This window comes from Micromonospora sp. A202 (assembly GCF_006715105.1).
In the GTDB taxonomy this organism is placed as follows: Bacteria; Actinomycetota; Actinomycetes; order Mycobacteriales; family Micromonosporaceae; genus Micromonospora; species Micromonospora zamorensis.
In genome coordinates this window covers 6,061,223-6,081,476 of record NZ_VFMP01000001.1, presented here as the reverse complement: position 1 = coordinate 6,081,476, position 20,254 = coordinate 6,061,223, and the positions used below count along the sequence as shown (strand labels likewise).

General features: G+C 72.3%; 14 protein-coding genes. 8 read left to right on the top strand and 6 right to left on the bottom strand.

Annotated features, from left to right (window positions below; translation table 11 throughout):
* Positions 1-52: 52 nt before the first annotated feature.
* Positions 53-1,357 carry a sensor histidine kinase gene (locus tag FBZ33_RS28130; protein WP_141911304.1) on the bottom strand — a complete coding sequence of 435 codons (1,305 nt, stop codon included), beginning with the start codon at positions 1,355-1,357 and terminating at the stop codon, positions 53-55.
* Positions 1,358-1,729: 372 nt separating this feature from the next.
* Here FBZ33_RS28130 and FBZ33_RS28125 point away from each other — a divergent pair, with 372 nt between their 5' ends.
* From FBZ33_RS28125 to FBZ33_RS28100, 6 genes are all read left to right on the top strand, one after another.
* Entirely contained in the window at positions 1,730-2,500 is a 771-nt protein-coding gene (locus tag FBZ33_RS28125) for a redox-sensing transcriptional repressor Rex (protein ID WP_088950335.1), read from the top strand.
* Positions 2,497-3,894, top strand: coding sequence for a glutamyl-tRNA reductase (locus tag FBZ33_RS28120; RefSeq protein WP_141911302.1), 1,398 nt, complete (start codon positions 2,497-2,499; stop codon positions 3,892-3,894). Before FBZ33_RS28125 ends, FBZ33_RS28120 begins: the two co-directional genes overlap by 4 nt.
* On the top strand, positions 3,891-4,859 hold the full coding sequence (gene hemC, locus FBZ33_RS28115; protein ID WP_141911301.1) for a hydroxymethylbilane synthase: 969 nt from the start codon (positions 3,891-3,893) through the stop codon (positions 4,857-4,859). Before FBZ33_RS28120 ends, hemC begins: the two co-directional genes overlap by 4 nt.
* Complete coding sequence (locus FBZ33_RS28110) at positions 4,856-6,436, top strand: uroporphyrinogen-III synthase (RefSeq protein WP_141911299.1); 1,581 nt, start codon at positions 4,856-4,858, stop codon at positions 6,434-6,436. Before hemC ends, FBZ33_RS28110 begins: the two co-directional genes overlap by 4 nt.
* A 20-nt stretch (positions 6,437-6,456) precedes the next feature.
* Positions 6,457-7,440 (top strand): porphobilinogen synthase, encoded by a 984-nt coding sequence (gene hemB / locus FBZ33_RS28105; RefSeq protein ID WP_141911298.1) that lies wholly within the window; start codon positions 6,457-6,459, stop codon positions 7,438-7,440.
* Between the two features lie 568 nt (positions 7,441-8,008).
* The gene (locus tag FBZ33_RS28100) at positions 8,009-8,530 is read left to right on the top strand and encodes a helix-turn-helix transcriptional regulator (protein ID WP_141911296.1); all 522 of its coding nucleotides are present in this window, start codon (positions 8,009-8,011) and stop codon (positions 8,528-8,530) included.
* Positions 8,531-8,589: 59 nt separating this feature from the next.
* Here FBZ33_RS28100 and FBZ33_RS28095 read toward each other — a convergent pair whose 3' ends face one another.
* The 3 genes from FBZ33_RS28095 to FBZ33_RS28085 all read right to left on the bottom strand — a co-directional run bounded on the left by FBZ33_RS28095 (position 8,590) and on the right by FBZ33_RS28085 (position 14,443).
* Complete coding sequence (locus tag FBZ33_RS28095; RefSeq protein WP_141911294.1) at positions 8,590-11,868, bottom strand: lamin tail domain-containing protein; 3,279 nt, start codon at positions 11,866-11,868, stop codon at positions 8,590-8,592.
* Between the two features lie 94 nt (positions 11,869-11,962).
* Positions 11,963-12,979: a GNAT family N-acetyltransferase gene (locus tag FBZ33_RS28090; RefSeq protein ID WP_141912992.1), complete on the bottom strand. Its 1,017-nt coding sequence runs from the start codon at positions 12,977-12,979 to the stop codon at positions 11,963-11,965.
* A 75-nt stretch (positions 12,980-13,054) separates the two neighbouring features.
* Positions 13,055-14,443 (bottom strand): lytic transglycosylase domain-containing protein, encoded by a 1,389-nt coding sequence (locus FBZ33_RS28085; protein ID WP_141911292.1) that lies wholly within the window; start codon positions 14,441-14,443, stop codon positions 13,055-13,057.
* Between the two features lie 55 nt (positions 14,444-14,498).
* On the opposite strand from FBZ33_RS28085, the gene FBZ33_RS28080 reads away from it, so the two are divergent.
* Both FBZ33_RS28080 and FBZ33_RS28075 read left to right on the top strand, forming a co-directional pair.
* Positions 14,499-14,714 (top strand): zinc ribbon domain-containing protein, encoded by a 216-nt coding sequence (locus FBZ33_RS28080; RefSeq protein WP_088950326.1) that lies wholly within the window; start codon positions 14,499-14,501, stop codon positions 14,712-14,714.
* Positions 14,715-14,866: 152 nt separating this feature from the next.
* A complete protein-coding gene (locus FBZ33_RS28075; protein WP_141911290.1) occupies positions 14,867-17,707 on the top strand; it encodes an adenylate/guanylate cyclase domain-containing protein in 2,841 nt (946 codons plus the stop codon).
* Between the two features lie 129 nt (positions 17,708-17,836).
* Here the strand turns inward: FBZ33_RS28075 and FBZ33_RS28070 are convergent, their stop codons facing one another.
* Both FBZ33_RS28070 and FBZ33_RS28065 read right to left on the bottom strand, forming a co-directional pair.
* A complete protein-coding gene (locus FBZ33_RS28070; protein WP_141911288.1) occupies positions 17,837-18,376 on the bottom strand; it encodes a phospholipase in 540 nt (179 codons plus the stop codon).
* Positions 18,377-18,556: 180 nt separating this feature from the next.
* Positions 18,557-20,224 carry a glycoside hydrolase family 10 protein gene (locus FBZ33_RS28065; RefSeq protein ID WP_141911286.1) on the bottom strand — a complete coding sequence of 556 codons (1,668 nt, stop codon included), beginning with the start codon at positions 20,222-20,224 and terminating at the stop codon, positions 18,557-18,559.
* Positions 20,225-20,254 lie beyond the last annotated feature (30 nt).

Sequence of the window (20,254 nt, the reverse complement as noted above, 5' to 3'; positions counted from 1 at the left end):
GCTGTGTTGTCTACCACGTCCGGCCCGTGGTGGGGGCGCGGCGCGGGACTGATCACAGCGGGAGCTCAGCGCGGATCTCGGTGGGGCCGCCGGCCGGGCTGACCACCACCAGTTCACCGCCGGCGGCCCGGACCCGGTCGGCGATGCCAGCCAGCCCGTGCCCCTTGGCCAGGTGTGCGCCGCCCTGACCATCGTCGCCCACCCGCACCTGGAGGTGGGCGCCCTGCCGGGCGACGGCCACCACGGCCTCGGTGGCCCGGGCGTGCTTGGCGACGTTGGTCAGCGCCTCGGACACCACGAAGTACGCGGTGTTCTCCACCGCCGGGTCGAGCCGCCCGCCCGGTGTGCCGAGCTGCGGATCCACCTGGAGCTCGATCGGGATCAGCCCACGCGCGGCGATCGCGGCCAGGGCGCTGGGCAGGCCCCGGTCGACCAGGATCGGCGGGGCGATGCCCCGGGACAGCGCCCGCAGCTCGGCCAGCGTGTCCCGGGTCTGGGTGACCGCCTCGTCGATGGTCCGGCCGGCCGCCTCCGGGTCGGACGCGAGCTGCATCCGGGCCCGGCTGAGGTCCATCGCCAGGCGTACCAGGCGCTGCTGGGGGCCGTCGTGGATGTCGCGTTCCAACCGGCGCAGCGCGGACGCCTCGGCGGACACGGCGGCCCGTTTCTGCTCCTCCAGCACTGTGATCCGGTCGCGCATCTCGGCCACCCCGGTCAGCATGGCCTTGGCGAAGCTGGCCTGGAGAAGCGCGCAACCCCGGATCACGATCGGCAGGGTGATCAGGAAGAACACCCCGATCGCGGTGTTCAGGCCGATCCGGGCGGTGGTCGAGTCGCCCAGGCCGAGCAGTTGGGCCAGGTCCTTGTCGCCCTCGCCGTCGGCTCGGGGAAGGGCCCAGTCGTAGGCCCAGTACAGCGAGCCGGCGATCGCACCGGCCCACCAGACCAGGGCCACCACGAAGGTGCTGGCCGCCGCGATCAGCCGCAGGATGCCGTGCGCCAGGTCGAGCCAGGACTGGGCGTCCCGCATCGGCACGAAGATCCGTCGCCAGGCGTTCGCGCCCGCCTCGGGCAGCCGGTAGTGCGGCCGGATCCGGGGCTGCCGGAGCACCGCGGGCAGCCGCAGCCGCTCGATGTCGGCGAGCCCACGGGCGGCGTACAGGGTGCCGCTGAGGATCGGCAGGCCGACCACCGTCACCACCAGGCCGATGCCGACCGCGGTGCCGACGATGAGGACCACGAAGCTGGCCACCGCCAGGGGCAGGCCGAGCAGCACGTACCCGGAGTCGACGAAGAGTTGGCGGGGGATGCTCGGTGCCAGCGTCGGTTGGTCGCTGGTGGCGGCAACGGCGGTCATGCCCAAAAGGCTAGGCATTCGGGCTTCGGGTCCCCATCCCGAAGCCCTGCCTCTCCCCCGTAGTGCTGCCCCTACCACCTGGGGGGACGGTCCCTGTGAGGCTCGGCGCGGGATTGGTCAGAGAAGTCGGGATTGAGCAATAATCGCCCGGGTGGCGTGAGCGGATGCCCGTCGGATCGATCTTGCGGAATGGAGGTGCTGGTGAGGTTGCGTGGCGCAGCGGCAAGATCGCGATTTGTGCACGTCTTCACAAGCGCCTACTCTGTGACTCCGACGCGCCCTGCTAGCACAGCCGGCAATCTCGGTCGCCAGCGGGAGTCCATAAGCGGCCGACCAGCGGAGTTGGCCGAGGATCGCACCGCACGGAGTCTCATGAGTCAGCACCGTCACCCAGGCGCGCCCGGCCGCGCCGGTGCCGTACCGGCGCTACCGGATCTGCCCGAGGCGACCGTCGCTCGGCTCCCGGAGTACCTGCGCGCGCTGCACAACCTCGCCGACACCGGGCACGAGACTGTCTCCAGCGAGGGCCTCTCCGCCGCCGCCGGTGTCAACTCCGCCAAGCTCCGCAAGGACCTCTCCCACCTCGGCTCGTACGGCACCCGGGGCGTCGGCTACGACGTCGCGCTGCTGATCGAGCAGATCGAGTTTGTGCTCGGGCTCACTCAACGCCGGGCGGTCGCCCTGGTCGGCGTGGGTAATCTCGGTCACGCCCTGGCCGGCTACGACGGCTTCGCGAGCCGGGGCTTCCGGATCGCCGCACTGCTCGACGCCGATCCCTCCCGGGTCGGTGAGGAGATCAACGGCCTGGTTGTCCGGCATGTCGACGACCTGCCGACGGTCGCCGCGGAGGAATCCCTGGCGATCGGCGTGATCGCCACCCCGGCCGCAGCCGCCCAGCAGGTCGCCGACCAACTGGTCGCCGTCGGCGTGACGAGCATCCTCAACTTCGCACCGTGCGTACTCTCGGTTCCGGAGGGGGTCGACCTACGCAAGGTCGACCTCGCCATCGAGCTGCAGATTCTGTCCTTCCACGAGCACCGCAAGGCATCGCTGACCGCGCTGCCCGCCACCGGCGGGTCCGCTCTCACCGCCCTGCCGGGCGGGTTCGCGGCCACCGACACCCAGGAGGCGATCGGCACGTGAAACTGCTCGTCGTCGGCGCGTCCTATCGGACCGCCCCGGTCGCCACGCTGGAGCAGCTGGCTGTGCCCCCCGCCGACCTGACCCGCACCCTGGACCGCCTGATCGCCCAGCCGTACGTGGCCGAGGCGGTGATCGTCTCCACCTGCAACCGGGTGGAGGTCTACGCCGCCGTGTCCGGTTTCCACGGCGGGCTCGGCGACGTCTGCGCCGTCCTGGCCGAGCAGGCCGGCAGCCCGCCGGCGGCGCTCGCCAGCCACCTGTACGTGCACTACGACACCGCCGCCGTCGACCATGTCTTCCGGGTCGCCACCGGCCTGGACTCGATGGTCGTCGGTGAGGCGCAGATCCTCGGGCAGCTGCGCGACGCGTACCACTGGGCCACCGGCGCCGACTCGGCCGGCCGGCTGCTGCACGAGCTGATGCAGCAGGCGTTGCGGGTCGGCAAGCGGGCCCACGCCGAGACCGGCATCGACCGGGCCGGCCAGAGCGTCGTCACCGCCGCGCTGGAGCTCGCCGCCGGGCACCTCGACGGCGACCTCGCCGGCCACCCGGCCCTGGTGGTCGGTGCCGGCGCGATGGGCTCTCTCGGGGTGGCCACGCTGTCCCGGCTGGGCGCCGGACCCCTCACCGTCAGCAACCGGGGCGCCGACCGGGCCGTCCGGCTCGCCGAGTCGTACGGGGCGAGTGCGGCGCCGATGACCGAGCTGGCCGACACCCTTTCCACAGTGGACATCGTAGTGGCCGCCACCGCGTCCACTGAACCGGTCCTCACCCGTCCGGTGGTCAGCGCGGCGCTGGCCGAGCGGGACCCGGCCCGGGGCCCGCTGGTCCTGCTCGACCTGGCCGTCCCGCGCGACGTCGAGGATGGTGTCGCCGAGCTGCCCGGCGTCGAGGTGATCGACATCGACCGGATGGCAGCGCTGCTCGCCGACGGTCCGGCGGCTGCCGACGCCGCCGCCGTCGAACGGATCGTGCTGGCCGAGGTGGAGGGCTTCCTCACCTGGCTGCGCGGCGCCGACGTGGCACCCACCGTCGCCGCGCTGCGCGGCCGGGCCGACGACGTGGTCACCGCCGAGCTGCGCCGGCTCGCCCAGCGCCGCCCCGACCTCGGCGACGACCTGCGGGCCGAGGTGGCCCGCACCGTGCACCGGGTGGTGCAGCGACTGCTGCACCAGCCCACCGTCAAGGTGCGACAGTTGGCCGCGGAGCCCGGCGGCGACCAGTACGCGGCCCTGCTGCGCGAGCTGTTCGACCTCGAGGTCCCGCAGACCTCTCCGGTGGACACCGTCCCGGACGTGCTGACCCCCGACCTCGGCGCGGCACTGCTCGGCACCGACCCGGTGTCCGGAGCCGACGCCACCGAGCCGACCCCGCCCACCGGAGGTGCGCGATGACCGCCCCCCTGCGCCTCGGCACCCGGGGCAGCGCCCTGGCGATGGCCCAGTCCAGCCAGATCGCCGAGGCGTTGACCGCCGCCACCGGCCGCCCGGTCGAGCTGGTCGAGGTGATCACCGCTGGCGACCGCTCCAACGCGCCGGTGCACCGGCTCGGCGTCGGGGTGTTCGTCTCCGCGCTGCGCGACGCGCTGACCGCCGGGACGATCGACTTCGCGGTGCACTCCTACAAGGATCTGCCCACGGCCGCCGCCGCCGGGCTGCACATCGCGGCGGTGCCGGCCCGACAGGACCCGCGCGACGCGCTGATTGCCCAGGGCGGGCGGACGCTCGCCGAGCTGCCGCCCGGTGCCACAGTGGGCACCGGCGCGCTGCGCCGCATCGCCCAGCTGCACGCCCTCGGGCTGCAACTGGAGGTCACCCCGATCCGCGGCAACATCGACACCCGCCTGGCGCGGGTGCTCGGCCCCGAGGCCGACCTCGACGCGGTCGTGCTGGCCCGGGCCGGGCTGGCCCGGATCGGTCGGACCGACACGATCACCGAGACCCTCGACCCGATGCTCATGCTGCCCGCACCCGCCCAGGGTGCGCTGGCGGTCGAGTGCCGGGTCGATGACCAGGACCTGGTCGAGCTGCTCGCGCTGCTTGACCACGCACCGTCGCGCGCCGCGGTCACCGCGGAACGCGCGTTGCTGGCGACACTGGAGGCCGGGTGCAGTGCACCCGTCGCCGCCTACGCCGAACTCGCCGAAGGTGACGACGGCGATGAGATCTACCTGCGCGGGGCGGTGATCAGCCCGGACGGCACTCGTGACCTCCGGCTGTCCCGCACCGGAACGCCCGCCGACGCGGCGGAGATCGGTAAGGCACTCGCCGCCGAACTCCTCGACCTCGGCGCCGACTCGATCCTCGGCCACGAAGGACACACCGGCCCGGGGACCCAGCAATTTGGGAGCACAGAATGACCCGCACCCGTAAGCCCGTCGGCCGTATCGCGTTCGTCGGGGCTGGCCCCGGTGACCCAGGTCTGCTGACCCGTCGGGCACACGACGCCCTGGTCGACGCCGACCAGGTGATCTACGACCGGGGAGTCCCGGAGTCGTTGCTCGCCGTCGTTCGTGCCGATGCCAGGGACGATGCCGAGTTCACGCCGGCCGAGGGCGCGCCCGGGGACGTGGCGAAGGTGCTCATCTCCGCGGCCCGTTCCGGGTTGAACGCGGTGCACCTCGTCGCCGGCGACCCGTTCGGCCACGACTCGGTGGTCAAGGAGGTGCAGGCCGTCGCCCGCACCGCCGCCCACTTCGAGGTGGTGCCCGGCGTCGGCCAGGCCGAGGGTGTGGCCACCTACGCCGGTGTGCCGCTGCCGGGTGTGCGGACGGCTGCCGACGTCGAGGACGTCAGCGCACTGGACTTCGAGGCGCTGGCCACGGCCGTCGGCCGGGGTTCGCTCGCGCTCGCCGTGGACGCCGGTGACCTCGCCGCCGTCCGGGACGGGCTGCTCGCCGCCGGGGTCGATGGCACCACCGGCGTCGGCGTGACCGGCGACGGCACCGGCGAGACCCAGTACACGACCACGTCGACAGTGGACAGCTTCGTGGCCGCCGCGCTCGGCTTCACCGGCCGCGTGGTGCTCACCGTCGGTGTCGGGGTGGGTCAGCGCGACAAGCTGAGCTGGTGGGAGAACCGCCCGCTGTACGGCTGGAAGGTGCTCGTACCCCGCACCAAGGAGCAGGCCGGCGTGATGAGCGCCCGACTGCGCGCGTACGGGGCGATCCCGTGTGAGGTGCCGACCATCGCGGTCGAGCCGCCGCGCACCCCGGCGCAGATGGAGCGTGCGGTCAAGGGCCTGGTCGACGGCCGGTACGCCTGGGTGATCTTCACCTCGGTGAACGCGGTCCGCGCGGTCTGGGAGAAGTTCGCCGAGCACGGTCTGGACGCCCGGCACTTCGGCGGCGTCAAGATCGCCTGCATCGGTGAGGCGACGGCGGACGCGGTCCGCGCGTTCGGCATCCAGCCGGAGCTGATCCCCACCGGGGAGCAGTCCTCCGAGGGGCTGCTGGCCGAGTTCTCCCCGCACGACGAGATCCTCGACCCGGTGGGCCGGGTGCTGCTGCCACGCGCCGACATCGCCACCGAGACGCTCGCCGCCGGGCTCACCGAGCGCGGCTGGGAGGTCGACGACGTGACCGCGTACCGGACGGTGCGGGCCGCGCCGCCGCCCGCCGAGATCCGGGACGCCATCAAGTCGGGCGGCTTCGACGCGGTGCTCTTCACCTCGTCCTCCACCGTGCGCAACCTGGTCGGCATCGCCGGGAAGCCGCACGCCCGGACCGTTGTTGCCGTCATTGGGCCCAAGACGGCGGAGACCGCGACGGAGTTCGGCCTGCGGGTCGACGTCCAGCCGCCACACGCCTCGGTGCCCGACCTGGTGGAGGCGCTCGCCGCCTACGCCGTCGAGCTGCGCGAGAAGCTGGCCGCCATGCCGGCCAAGCAGCGCCGCGGCTCGAAGGTGCAGGGCCCGACCGCTCTGCGCTTCCGGTAGTCGTTCGAGGAGGCCCTTCCATGTCGTACCCCGAGATCCGGCCCCGCCGGCTGCGCCGCACCCCGGCGATGCGCCGGCTGGTGTCGGAGACCCGAGTCGACCCGGCCGAGCTGGTCGTGCCGATGTTCGTCAAGGAAGGGCTGACCGAGCCGCGGGCCATCGGTTCGCTCCCGGGGGTGCTCCAGCACTCCCGGGATTCGCTGCGCAAGGCGGCGGCCGAGGCGGTCCAGGCCGGCGTCGGCGGGATCATGCTCTTCGGTGTGCCGGAACGGCGGGACCCGACCGGCTCCGGCGGCATCGACCCGAACGGCATCCTCAACGTCGCCATCCGCGACGTGGTGGCCGAGGTGGGTGACGGCACCGTGGTGATGAGCGACCTGTGCCTGGACGAGTTCACCTCGCACGGGCACTGCGGCCTGCTCACCCCCGACGGCGAGGTGGACAACGACTCCACCCTGGCCGCGTACGCCGAGATGGCGGTGGCCCAGGCCGCCGCCGGGGCCGGCATGGTCGGGCCGTCCGGGATGATGGACGGCCAGGTCGGCGTGGTGCGCCGGGCGCTCGACGCCGCCGGGCACCAGGATGTCGCCGTGCTGGCGTACGCCGTGAAGTACGCCTCCGCCTTCTACGGCCCGTTCCGGGAGGCGGTGGAGTCGGCGCTGGAGGGCGACCGACGCACCTACCAGCAGGACCCGGCCAACCTGCGCGAGTCGCTGCGTGAGGTGGCGCTGGACGTCGCCGAGGGCGCCGACCTGGTGATGGTCAAGCCGGCGCTGCCCTACCTCGACGTGGTGTCGGCGGTGCGGGCCGCGGTGGACGTCCCGGTCGCCGCCTACCAGGTCTCCGGTGAGTACGCGATGGTCGAGGCTGCCGCCGCAAATGGCTGGATCGACCGGGAGCGCGTGATGTTGGAGACGCTCACCTCGATCAAGCGGGCCGGCGCGCAGGTCATCCTCACCTACTGGGCGGTCGAGGCCGCAGGGCTGCTGCGCCAGCGCTACTGACCCCAGGTTCAACTCTGGCCGCGCTGTCTTCCTAGCTCCGGGGGCGGGCGCGGCACCGGCTCGCGCACGGCCGGCGCGTCCTGACCGCGTGTCCCGTCGGCGGGCGGCGCGGTCGAGCTTCCCGGCCGTTCCGGCTCGTGGACCGACCAACCTGCTGACCCACCGACCTGCGGTCCTGCCCGGCCATAACGGCTAGCGGAGCGTAACCATCTGACGAGCCGCCACCACCACCTCCCCTCCCGCCTTTGCTCTGCACCCACGACGGCGACGCTCACCCTCCGCTCTCGGCGCATATTGAGCTGCAGAGCAAAGGGGGCGAGCGGTGGGTGGGGTGCCTGCTGGCGAGGTTGGGATTTCCCTGGTCAGCCCGTTGGCGTGTCTGGCCTGGTCTGCGCTGCTCGACGGGGCAGCGCAAAGCCCTGTGACGCGCTGTAGTGGCGGTGCAATTGGTGCCGCGTGCACGGAAAGTGATCCGCCGGGCGGTGGACGATGTCCACAGGTCAGCTGGTTATCCACAGGCCCGGTAAGCGGGATTGCGGCCAGCTCCACCAGGCGGGACGGTGGCGGCATGAGTGATTCGTCAGCCTCAGCCGAGCCGGTCCTGCTCAGCGAGCCTTCGGACGCGCCCTGGCCTGCCGCCGGTATCGTCCGGGCGGTCCGTCGTCGCGCCGACCTGAGCCAGCGCGAGCTGGCCCGGTGGGCGGGTGTGCACCATGCCACCATTGGCCGGATCGAGGCCGGCCGCATGGTGCCGAGCATCGTCCTGCTCCGGCGCATCATCGGTGTGCTCGGCTGCCGGCTGGCCGTGGTGGACGAGTTCGGCCGGGTGCTCAAACCGATGCAGGACTGGCAGGACACGTACAACGGCGCGGAGCGTCGCTACCCGTCGCACCTCGACACCATTCTCGACCCTGAGCCGGGCGAATGGTGGGCGGACATCTACGGGCTGGCCCGCCCGCCCGAGACGTTCTACCGCAACCGGGCAGTTCGGGACGCGATGCGGCGCCGAAGCCAGTGGGAGGTGCGTGTGGCTCAACACCGGCACCTGCCCCGACCGCCGTGGCCCCCGCGCGGGGTGGTCTCACCTTGACACCAGCGAGGCCCGCAGATCCGGAACGGATCTGCGGGCCTCGCCGGGAAAACGCGACGTCAGTCGTCGTTGGTGATCGTGCCGACCGCGAGCGGGTCGGTCAGCCGGAGGCCGGGAACCCCGGCCACCAGCAGCGTCAGCTTCTCGTCCGCCTCCCGCTTACGGTCACCGCGCACCGACACCGGGAACGCCACCGACGTCTGCCCGGCCGCCAACACCTTGCAACCGGCGTACGGGTCGAAGTCCGCACCACCCTGCGCCGTGAGGCCGACCGTCGCGGCGCAGAGCAGCACCGGCTGGGACAGCGGCCGGGACACCGTGGCGGTGAAGGTGAGCTGCCTGGTGCCCTGGTTGCCCTCGACCACCGCCGTGTCGGCGACGGTCAATGACGCCCGGGACCGGAACCGGGCCACCTGCGGGTCGTGGTCGCTGGAACCCCGCGACCCGTCGCCGGTGAACTCGGCCGGCCAGTCGGCGTTGACGTGCGCGGCCCGCACCTGCACCAGGTCGCCGTAGAGCGCGTCGTTGACGAACAGGTGGTCGAGCGTCTGCGCCTGCCCCTCGAAGCTGTACGAGTACGCGGACGCCGGCACGTCCGCCACCAGGTTGTCCCACAGGTTGTGCAGGCCCGCCTCGTAGAGCGGTGCGAGCTGGTCCGAGGGAGTGGGCTGGCTGCCGGTTGCGATGGGATCGTCCGGGCGGGGGAAGACGTTCAGGTCCCCTCCGTAGACCACCCGGGCGGTCTGGTCGGCCGCCTCGATCGCGGTGACGATCGCCGCGCCGTAGCGCGCCTGCTCCCGCCGCTGCCCGACCCGGCTGTCCGGGCCCGAGGAGTAGTGGTTGCTGAGCGCGTACAGGGTGAACCGCTCCGTCGAGCCGGGTGCGGCGGCCACTGTGAACTTGCCCAACTGGGGAGCGCGGGTGAAGACGTTGCTGCCGTCCCGACCGGTTGACGTGTCCACGTCCGACGGCAGCACCGCGTTGAGGGCCTTCGGGTTCTGCACGTCCGCGTTGGCCGGCAACCCCGCAGCTCGGTACTGGACGGTCGGTGCCGAACCCAGCAGCGGGTCGTCCGCCGTCGCGGCCGCCAGCGACAACCGGTCCGTGCGGTACAGGAAGGCTGCGGTGATCCCGCGGGCGTCCGCGCCCGTCCGGTCATAGGCAGCGGCGTACGCCGGCCCACCGGCTGCCGCCACCGCCAGCGCCAACTCCTGGATGCTGTCCGGAGCGCCGTCCGCGTTGTCGGTGTCACCGCAGCCCAACGTGGTGCCGGAGATTGTGCAGATGTCCTGGTCCTCGGCCTCCTGCACCAGGATCAGGTCCGGTGCGTGCAGATCCTTGACGATCTGGTCGGCGAGAGCACCGAGCTGCTGCCGGTAGTCCGCCTCACTGCTCGGCACGTAGTCGAACGGCGGGTTGACGCCCGGGCAGCCGGCATTGCCGGTGAAGTCACAGCCGTCGAACGGGTCGTCCCGGTAGTCGTACAGGTTCTCCACGTTGTAGGTGGCGACGGCCACCTCCTGCGACCGGTCGGCCGGCTTGGGCGGGTTGTTCTTCGACGGGTCGGCCCCGGCGTCGAACTCCGCCCGCTCGACCTGGACGCCGTACTTCTCGAACGAGTAGTAGACCCCGCCCACCGCGTCCGCGCGCAGCGTGTCGAAGGTGTGCGCCGGCGGGAGCAGCGCGGCGCTGTCCCCGGCGGTGGCCTTCACACCCATGCTGCCGAGCAGCGTCCGCTGGCCGTTGCCGTCGTCGAAACGGCGGGTCGGGTCGTTGTCCAGCGGGTGCGAATCACGGAAGACCCGCCGGGTGTACGGGTCGGCGCGGTCCAGCAGTGGATCGTCCCGGTCCACCACCCACAGCTCGGCGTCGGCAGTGGACGAGAAGACGTCCCGTCCGCTCACCGCGCCGCTGCCCGCGCGTACCCGCATCCGGGCACCCTCGTGCCGCTCCCAGAAACGCTGCGCGTCGGTCACCTCGACCGGTGGCACCGCGTCGGTGACCTCGACCGCGGTGTCCACGGCCAGCCCGCCGGCGATCCGGCGGACCAGTGAGGCGCCGGAGAGCTGGGTGAAGCCGAAGTACTCCGACACCCGGGCCCGCAGCACCACCTCGTCGCCGACCGTCGGGACATAACCGCCGACCAGTGAGGTGAACGTGCCCATGAACACGAAGATGCCGTCGGAACTGGTCGGGTCGCCGTCGGTGTCGCCCGTGCGGCTCTGGAGGAAGAAGCCGTGCTGCTCCGCCCCCGCCGAGGTACGCGCCAGGGTCAACTGGGTGATCACGCCGCGGACGTCGTACATCGTGCTGCTCGTGCCGTTGCCGCTCGCCGGTGCGAGCGGCGACCGGTCGGCCGGACCGGACTCGGCGTCGGTGGTCGGGCCCTGCACCTCGCCGACGGTCAACTCCCGGGTCACCTGCACGACCAGCGCGCAGCTGGCGGTGCCACCGTCCGCGTCGGTCGCGGTCAGGGTGACGGTGTACGCCCCGGCGGTCAGGTCGGCGCTGGTGCCGACCGTTGCGCGGGCGGTGCCGCCCAGCCCCTCTGCGGGGGTGAACGCGGTGCGGGTGATCGAGCCGGTGGTCGGCGTCGGGCTGACCCCCGTCACCGCCAGATCGACGACCGTGTCATCGGGGTCGGTGGCGGTGACCTCGCGCGTCGCGGCCGTGCCCGCCGCGGTGACCAACGGCCCCCCGCAGGTCAGCGTGGCCGGCACGTCGACCGGGCCTCCGCCGCCGACTGTGTGCGCGCCGAGCCCGTCGAAGGTGTCGACCGGGAAGCCCGCCCACTGCGCGGCCGGGTCGAACGCGTCCGACGGGTCCGTGTCGCCGGCGGCCACGGTCGGCAGCCGGCGCAGGGTGTTGTCGGCGGTGCTGGTCGTGCCGGCCCCCCACTCGGTGCCCGGGTCGACCCCGACCTGCCCGATCGAGTCGAGCACTGTGGTGCCCCGGCGCAGCACTATCGCGTCGTCACCGTTGAACAGGCTCGCCCCGGTGGTCTGGTCGGCCTGGGCGAGGATGGCGGCCCCGGCCGAGGCGCTCGCGAACACGAACGCGTCACCAGCGGCCACGCTCCCGGTCAGCGCGATCGTGGTGGCCGTGGTGGAGCCGTTGAAGTAGAGCTGCAACTGGTAGCCGCCGGCCGTCAGGTCCACGGCGGCGCCGGTGCCGTTGAACAGCTCGATCGCCTTGTTGTTCGACGAGCCTTCGACGTACTCCGAGATGAACAGGTCGGTGGGCGCGGCGCTGGCCGCGGTGGGTGCGACGCCGAGCGCCGTGATGGTCACGGCGGCGGTGGCGGTCGCGAGCGCGGCGATTGAGCGGCGCGGGCGCATAGGGCCTCCACGATGGGTGGATGGGGGTCGAACGCACGTTAAGGTGCGCGGCTGTCCGCCGTCCATCCCCAAGTGGACAGTTTCGTGAATTCCCTCAGCGGGGTGGGTCGAGGCGGTGCACCAGCTCAGCGACGTCCACGCTGTATTCGCACCAGTCCCGGTCGGACCGGTAACCCAACTCCGCGTTGACCTTCAACATCGCCTCGTTGGCCTGCGCGTTCCAGGTCTGCACCTCGATCAGCTCCGGCTCGGCGGAGCGCAGCTCCAACAGCATCCGAGCCTTGATCGCCCGGTCGATGCCGTAGCCCCGGTGGTCCTGCGCGACGATCGTGTCGTACTGGTCGGCACGGGTGGGGTGCTGCGCCGGGACCACCACCTCGGTCAGGCCGGCCACCTCGCCGCTCTGCTCGTGCCGGGCGAGCACGATGTACGGCTTCATGCCCCGCCGGTGCAGGGTATCGAGGCTGTCGCGCAGCCGCTCCGGATCGTAGGAGCTGGGGCGCAGCTCACCGTCGTCGACGTCGCGCACCTCGGCCTTCGCCCGCGCGTACGCCTCGATCAGGTCATCCGGTGGCCCGCCGGGGAAGAACTCCAGGTGGTAACCCGCCCCGATGCCGGTCGCCATCTCGGCCAGCTCGGCCCAGTCGACAGCGTTCAGGTCGAGCACGCTGCGGGTCTCCACGTATTCCCGGGCGAAGCCGAGCGACTCGTAGAAGGCCACCGCCGGCGTGTCGCCGACCACCTCCACCCCGATCGACTGGAAGCCCTCCTGGTAGACCCGGCGGGCGGCGCGCGACACCAGGTCACGACCGAGACCGCTGCGCCGCACGGACGGGTGCACCAGCACCTCGAGCACGCCGATGTCACCGAGGAGCAGCACGTGCACCTGGCCGAGCACCGCGCCCGGATCGCCGGGGTCGGTCGGCTCAGCCTGGGCGATCCAGGAGATCCGCCGCTCGCCGGGCATCACCTCGGCGAGGTATTCCCGCAGCGAGGTCTCCCGCCACGGCGGGTCCTGCGGCAGATCGGCCGCCAGGACCGCGTTCAGCGTCGCCAGCAGCGACGCGATCTCGGCGGACGACGCGGTCCTGGGGTCCCACTCGCGCACCATCACCCGTCTAGCTTGCCGCTAACAGAGGCTGGGGGGAAGTGTCCAGTTCTCCAACGTATCGAGACGATCACTTCACTAGCGGCTGGCCCGTCCGTACTGGTTCGCGGTGTCGTAGACGGCCTGGGCGTAGCGCCGCACGTCGTTGTAGGAGAGGATCGCGTTCCACCAGTCGCCCGGAATGCTCAGGTTTCGGCCACCCTTGCAGAGGTAGTTTCCCGCTGCCAGGGCGGCGTCGTCCAGGTCGTGCGGGTCCTTCTTGCCGTCGTTGTCGGCGTCCGCGCCGATCTCCTGCCAGGTGGTCGGGATGAACTGCATCGGCCCGATCGCCTTGTCGAGGTCCGGGTCTCCGTCGAGCGCCCCACGATCGGTGTCGATGATGCGCATCCGGCCGTCCTTGCCGTCCAGAGGCAGCCCGATGATCTTCGGCAGCGCCATACCGTCCGGCCCCAACCGCGCGCCGTTGGCCGAGCCGTGCCCCGACTCGACCTTGCCGATCGCGGCCAGCGTGGTCCAGCTCAACGCGCAGCTGCGGTTGGTCTGGGCGAGCACCAGCTCGGCGTACCCGTACGCCTGCATGGCGGTCGCGGGGACACCGACCTTGGCACCGACCTGCTGAGCCCAACCGGCCAGAGCGTCCGACGGTCGACCCCCGACCACCGGGCCTACGGCGGGCCCGGTCGGCAGCCCACTGCCAGGGAGGCCGCCACCGGGCAGCCCACCGCTGGGCAGCGGGCCGGTCGGCACCGGTCCGGTGGGCAGCGGGCCGGTGGGCAGCGGGCCGGTGGGGAAGCCGGACGGGGCCGCTGGCGGTACGGCCGGCGTGGCGGAGGAGTCGGCCGCGACCGGGCGCGGTGCGCGGATGGTGGCCGGCACGAGCAGCGCACCGGCCGCCGCGGTCGCGGCCACCAGCGCCAGCAGGAACACACCGGGCAGGGTGAGCCGACCGCTCGGCCGACGAGCCCAGGCGCGGGTGGCATGGGCCGCGGAGGCCGCTGCCCGGCGTGGCTCCAGCCGTACCGCGTGCGCGAACGGCACCCGCCGCCGCCGGGCGGGATCGGACGCCGGCACAACGGGTACGCCGTCCACCATGGTCTTCGCCGGATCCGCGGTGGCCACGGCGGCGGCCTTCGCATCGTCGGCCACGGCGTCCGCCTTCGCGTCCTCCACCTTGGCGTCCGCGGTCTTCTGGTCCGCGGTCTTCGGGTCCGCCGTCTTCGGGTCCGCCGTCTTCGGGTCCGCGACCGTGGTGGCCTCGACCTTCGCGGCCGGGTCGGGGGCGGTCGGTGCGGGTGTGGCCGCTGGTGTGGTCGGCCCAGCCCCGGACCGTCCGCTCAGCCAGGGCCTGCGGGGACGGGGCACCGCGCGCACAGGATCGGGCGCGGCCCCCGAGCCCTCCAGTGGGCCGTCCAGCGGCGCGGCCGGTCGTAACGGTTGCACACGCGTGTCGTCCTCACCGTCCACCACCCTTCGAGTATCACCCATGCCCCGCCGAATGCCAGATCCACGTACGCTGGGTGCCATGCCCCGGTACGAGTTCCGCTGCCGCGCCTGCGGAGACACCTTCGAGGTCAACCGTTCGATGGCTGCGGCCGGTGAACCGGCCACCTGCCCACAGGGACACGCCGACACGGTCAAGCTGCTTTCCGCCGTCGCGGTCACCGGCCGGGGTGGTTCCGCCGGTGGTGCTCCGGCACCCGCCGGTGGTGGCTGCTGCGGTGGCGCCTGCGGCTGCTGATCGGGGCAGTTCTCCGCCGCCTGGTGGACAGTCCTTGCCGGGAGCGGGTCCGAGTGGCACCTTGAGGCGGCACCTGCCCGGCCGTTCTCACGATGCGTGATCGCTCGGATTCAGGCAGCATGAATCCGACGTCACGGGCGGAGGTTCCACGCATGTCGCCACGGATCCAGCTCCCGACCGGTTGGGTGACTTTCGTGTTCACCGATATCGAGGGCTCGACCCGGCTGGCCCAACTGCTCGGTCCGGACTACCGACCGGTGCTCGCTGAGCATCGGCGGTTGCTGCGCCGGACGCTGGCCAGCACGGGTGGCGCGGAGCTGCTGACCGAGGGCGACTCGTTCTTCCTGGCCTTCGAGGACCCGGCCTCGGCGCTGACCGCCTGCCTGACCGCCCAACGGGCATTGTCCAACCACGACTGGCCCACAGCGGAAGCCGCACCCAGGGTGCGGATGGGCCTGCACACCGGTTACGCCGAGCCGCGCGACGGCGAGTACGCCAGCCCCGAGGTGCACCGGGCCGCCCGGGTGGCCGCCGCCGCCCACGGTGGGCAGGTGCTCTGCTCGGCGTCCACCGCCCGTCGGGCCGAGCCGTTGCCGCCCGGCGCGACCCTGCTCGACCTGGGCCTGCACCGGTTGCGCGGCTTCGACGACCGGGAGCGGCTGTTCCAACTCATCGCACCGGGTCTGGAGCGGCAGTTCCCCCGGCCCCGCACCGCCGACACGGTGCCGCACAACCTGCCGACCCAGGTGACGTCGTTCGTCGGTCGGCAGACCGAGCGCGTCGAGCTGGGCCTGTTGGTGCGACAACACCGCCTGGTCACCGTGCTGGGGGCGGGCGGCGCGGGCAAGACCCGCCTCGCTGTGGAGCTGGCCAGCGGCGTCGTCGAGGCGTACCCGGACGGGGTCTGGTTCGTCGACATCGCCGCGGTGACCGACCCGGGGCTGGTGGCGTTCGCGGTCGCCGCGGTGCTCGGCCTGCGACCCGAGCCGGGCCGGCCGATGCTGGACACCCTGGTCGAGTACGCGGCCAACCGCCGCATGCTGGTCGTACTGGACACCTGCGACACCCAACCGGCCGCCTGCGCGGAGGTGATCGCGCGGCTGCTGTCCGGTGGGAGCGGCGTACGGGTGCTGGCCACCAGTCGGGAGTCGTTCAGCCTGCCGGGCGAGGTGGTGTGGCGGATCCCGCCGCTCTCGGTCGACCCACGGCCGGACGGCGCGGAGAGCGACGCGGTGGCGCTCCTGCTGGACCGGACGGCGGCGGCGCGCGGCGGTCGGCAGCCGGACCCGGCCGAGTCGGCCGATCTGCGTCGGGTGGTGCAGCGGCTCGACGGGTTGCCGCTCGCCATCGAGTTGGCCGCCGCCCGACTGCGGGTGCTCTCCGTCGGCCAGCTCGCCGAGCGACTGGACGACGTGCTCGGCACCTTGGACGCCGGCCGGGACGACCCGGAGCCGCCGCCGGTGGAGCGGGGCTGGTCCGGCAACCAGCAGGACACCGTGGACCTGGTCGCGGCGGCGGCCGGCGCGACACCGCCCAGCCCGGCGGCCAGGGCGGTGCATCGCTCGGCCACCGAGCGGCACCTGACCATGCAGGCCACCGTCACCTGGTCGTACCGGACGCTGGGGCCCCGGGCCGCCCGCCTGCTGCGCTGGCTGGCGGTCTTCGCCGGGCCGGTTGACCTCGGCACGGTGGAGTGGCTGCTGGGCGACGACCCGCTGGACCCGCTGTCGGTGCTGGTGGACAAATCGATGGTCCTGGCCGAGCCGCGTGCGGCGGGCAGCACCTACCGGATGCTCGATCCCATCCGGGCGTACGCGGCGCGGCGGTTGGCCGAGGCGGGTGAGGAGCAGGCCGCCCGGAACCGGCACGTGGCCTGGTCGGCGCATGCGCTGGGCCAGGCACACCTGGGCCAGGACGGCCGGCCCGTCACGTTGTCGTTGTACGCCCTGGACCCGTTGGCCGGGGAGTTGCGCGCCGCGCTGCGATGGTGCGCCACCGGTGGCAGTGCCCGTGCCGGTCTCGGTCTGGCTGGTGGCCTGGACCAGTGGTGGCTTGAGCGGGGCCTGGCCCGGGAGGGGCGGCTGTGGTTGTTCCGGCTGTACGGGCGGATCGCCGAAACGGGCGAGCGGATCCCGGAGGCGGAGCTGGCGGCGGCGTACCACATGCACTCGCTGCACGCCGGTGCCGACGGCGAGTTCGCGGAGGAGCTGCGCTACTCCCAGCGCGCGGAGGCAGCCGCCCGTCAGGCCGGTGACGCCGGGTTGCTGGCCCGGGTGCTCGCCGGCAGGGCCGCGCCACTGGTGGACATGGGGCAGTTCGTCGAGGCCGAGCGGGTGTGCCGGGAGGTCATCGACTGGGCGCACGGGCAGGACGTGGTCGGCGAAGCGCTGTTCGCGGTGTTCAGCCTGGCCGAGCTGCTGTGGCGGCGGGGTGCCCTGGAGGAGGCGGCCGACCTGCTCGGGGCGGTCCGTCCGGTGGAGGCGGCCCGGCCTGTGGAGCGGGGTCGGCGTTCGGTGGACATGCTGCTCGGGATGGTCGCGCTGGCCCGGGGAGACGTCGTCGCCGCACACGAGCACCTGCTGGTGGCGCTGCGTTCCCGGATGGGTCACGGCTACCACGGCCGGGCGTGCGACACGTTGAACGCGGTCGCGGTGCGCTGCGCCATCGGCGGGGACCGGTTGACCGCGGCTCGCCTGTTCGGGGCGGCGCAGGCCACCCGGGCGAGCATGCGGGCGACCCCGGGCATCTACGGCGGCTACTGGGCGGAGCAGCAGGCACAGCTGCGTACGGTGCTGGGCGACGCGGCCTTCGACGACGCCTACGGCGAGGGTGCCGAGTTGGGGCTGGACGAGGCGGCGGCGCTGGCCCTCGACGTGGAACACCCGGACCTGGCGGCCGACTCGACCCGCTTCAGCACCGGCCTGTCCCAGCCAACCCCACGCCGTCCCGTCGACCCGGACCGCCACCCGGCAACCCGAACCGAACGCGCCTAACCCCACCCGGCCCCACGCACACGCACCCCCACCCCTCAGCTTTGTTGATCAAGAGATTTGCGTCAGGAAGCAGGCTCCCGGTGACCGAAACCTCTTGATCAACGCCGCCAAGGGGGTTGGGGGGTGGGGTTAGGCGCGGGCGGCGGCTGCGGCTTCGGCCTTGGCCTTCATTTTCGCGGCGCGGTCGATGTCGGCCTGCTGTACGGCGGCCACGGAACCGAAGACGCTGACCGCCTGGTAGTAGGTCCAGGCGAGGCTGTAGCAGGCCGGTCGGACGACTGCGTTGTACCTGGTGCAGACGCGCTTCAGGTCCTCGTAGAAGGCGCTGTCCAGTCGGGACTTGTTGGCGGGGAACTGGCCGACAGCCTTGTAGTTGCGGTAGCCGAAGTCGTGCCGGTAGCAGCCCAGGTTGAAGGTGAACCCGAGCGGGTTGTCCGGGCTGGACGAGCAGTAGTCGGTGGACCAGTTGAAGTTGTACTCGGCCCAGGGGGCCCGGTTGACCCGGGCGCTGTTCCAGGCGTTGTAGCTGGACGAGCTGGTCTGCGTCCAACTGGACAGCACGGACAGCTTCTCTGCGGGGGTGACGGCGGCGGCGGGGGAGGCGATGGCGAGGGTGGCGAGCAGCGCGAGCGCGCCCGAGGCGAACAGGGTGGCGAGACGTCGGGGCACGGGTTACCTCCGCGGGGGTGGGCGGGTGGGACGGAAGTTACCGGCGGGTCACCGGATGTAGATCAGTTTCGATCAACTGATCAACTGCTCGGTATGTGCCTCGCCAACTATTGGTGACATGCGTTCAAACAGACGAATGCCCCGGGCACACGAGGTGCCCGGGGCATTCGGGAGAACGGGTCAGCGCAGGACGAATGCCGGCGGGCTGGCCGGGCTCTCGTTGGCCGACCGGTCCAGCGCGGTCACCTGGTAGGTGTAGCGCTTACCGGGCACGGCCGAGGTGTCCACCCAGGACTGCGCCCCACCGGGCGTGGCCCGGACGGTGTCGACCAGGTGCGCGGCGTCCGCCGTGCCACACCGGCCGGGCACTGTGGTGCCGTCGAAACGGTAGATCGCGTACGAGGTGGCGGTGCCGAATGGTCCGGCGCCGTCCGCCGGCTGGCGCCAGGTCAGCCGTACTCCGTCTGCCTGTCGGGCCGCCTTGGTGACCACCGGGAAGAGCAGTGGCTTGGCCGGCAGGTGCGTCATGGCCGGCACCAGCGCGGGCCGGGAGTAGTGCTCGGCCGCGTAGATGTCGGTGGCGCCGAGGCGGTTGGCCCGCACCTGGACGGCGGAGAAGTGCACGTTGCCCTGCACCTCCGGGTACGACCGGTTGAGCGTCAGGTGGTCGGACAGCTCGCGCGGGTTCTGCCAGAACGGCCCGTACGCGGGGTCGCCGCTCTTGTAGTCGGCCTGGCCGATGTAGAGCTGCACGCGGGTGCCGCGCACCGTCTCGGCCCACCACGGCACGAGCCGCGCGTAGTCGGCGGCCGGGTACTGGCCGATGTACCAGTAGAGCTGCGGCACCACGTAGTCGATCCACTCCTGCTTGACCCACTTGCGGGTGTCGGCGGAGATGATGTCGTACGACTGGCTGCCGGTGGTGTCCGAGCCGAGCGGGTCGGCGGTCTGGTTGCGCCAGATGCCGAACGGGCTGACCCCGAACTTCACCCACGGCTTCGCCGCCTTGATCTTGCCGTTCATCTCCTGGATCAGCAGGTTGATGTTGTCCCGCCGCCAGTCCGCCCGGTCGGTGAAGCCCCGGTTGTGCGCGGCGAAGGCGGCGTCGTCGGGCACCTGGTAGCTGCCACTGGGGTAGGGGTAGAAGTAGTCGTCGAAGTGCACGCCGTCGACGTCGTACCGGCTGACCGCGTCCATCATCGCGGTCTGCACGAACTCGCGTACCTCGGGGAGTCCGGGGTTGTAGTAGAGCCGGCTGCCGGCCACGCCGGCCGGCGGGTAGGCGAAGGTCCAGTCGGGGTGCTGCCGGGCCGGGTGGCCGGGGGCGAGCAGGTTGAGGTCCGCGCCGGCGCCGCCGGGGGCCGGCATGGAGACGCGGTACGGGTTGAACCACGCGTGGAATTCCAGGTTGCGCTTGTGCGACTCGTTGACCAGGAACGCCAGCGGGTCCCAGCCCGGGTCCTGCCCACGGGTGCCGGTCAGGTATTCCGACCAGGGCTCGTACGGCGACGGCCAGAGCGCGTCGGCGGTCGGCCGGGCCTGCACCACGACGGCGTTGTGGTTGAGCCGCTCGGCGAGGTCGAGCAGTTCCCGATATTCGGCCTGCTGGGCGGCGACCCGGTCCGGGCTGGTCTGGGACGCCTTGCTGGGCCAGTCGATGTTGACCACCGAGGAGATCCACATGGCCCGGAACTGCCGCTTCGGTGTGGCGGGGTCGGTGGTGCAACTGGTGCTGGAGGTGCTGGTGGCGCTGGCCGTGTCGGGCGCCGCGTTCGCGGGGGCGGCGGCGACGAGGCTGCCGAGCAGGGTGGTGATCAGCCCGGCGGCTGCGAGGCGAGTTGGCTTCATGCGGTGTGTCCCTCCGTTGGGGCTCCCGTG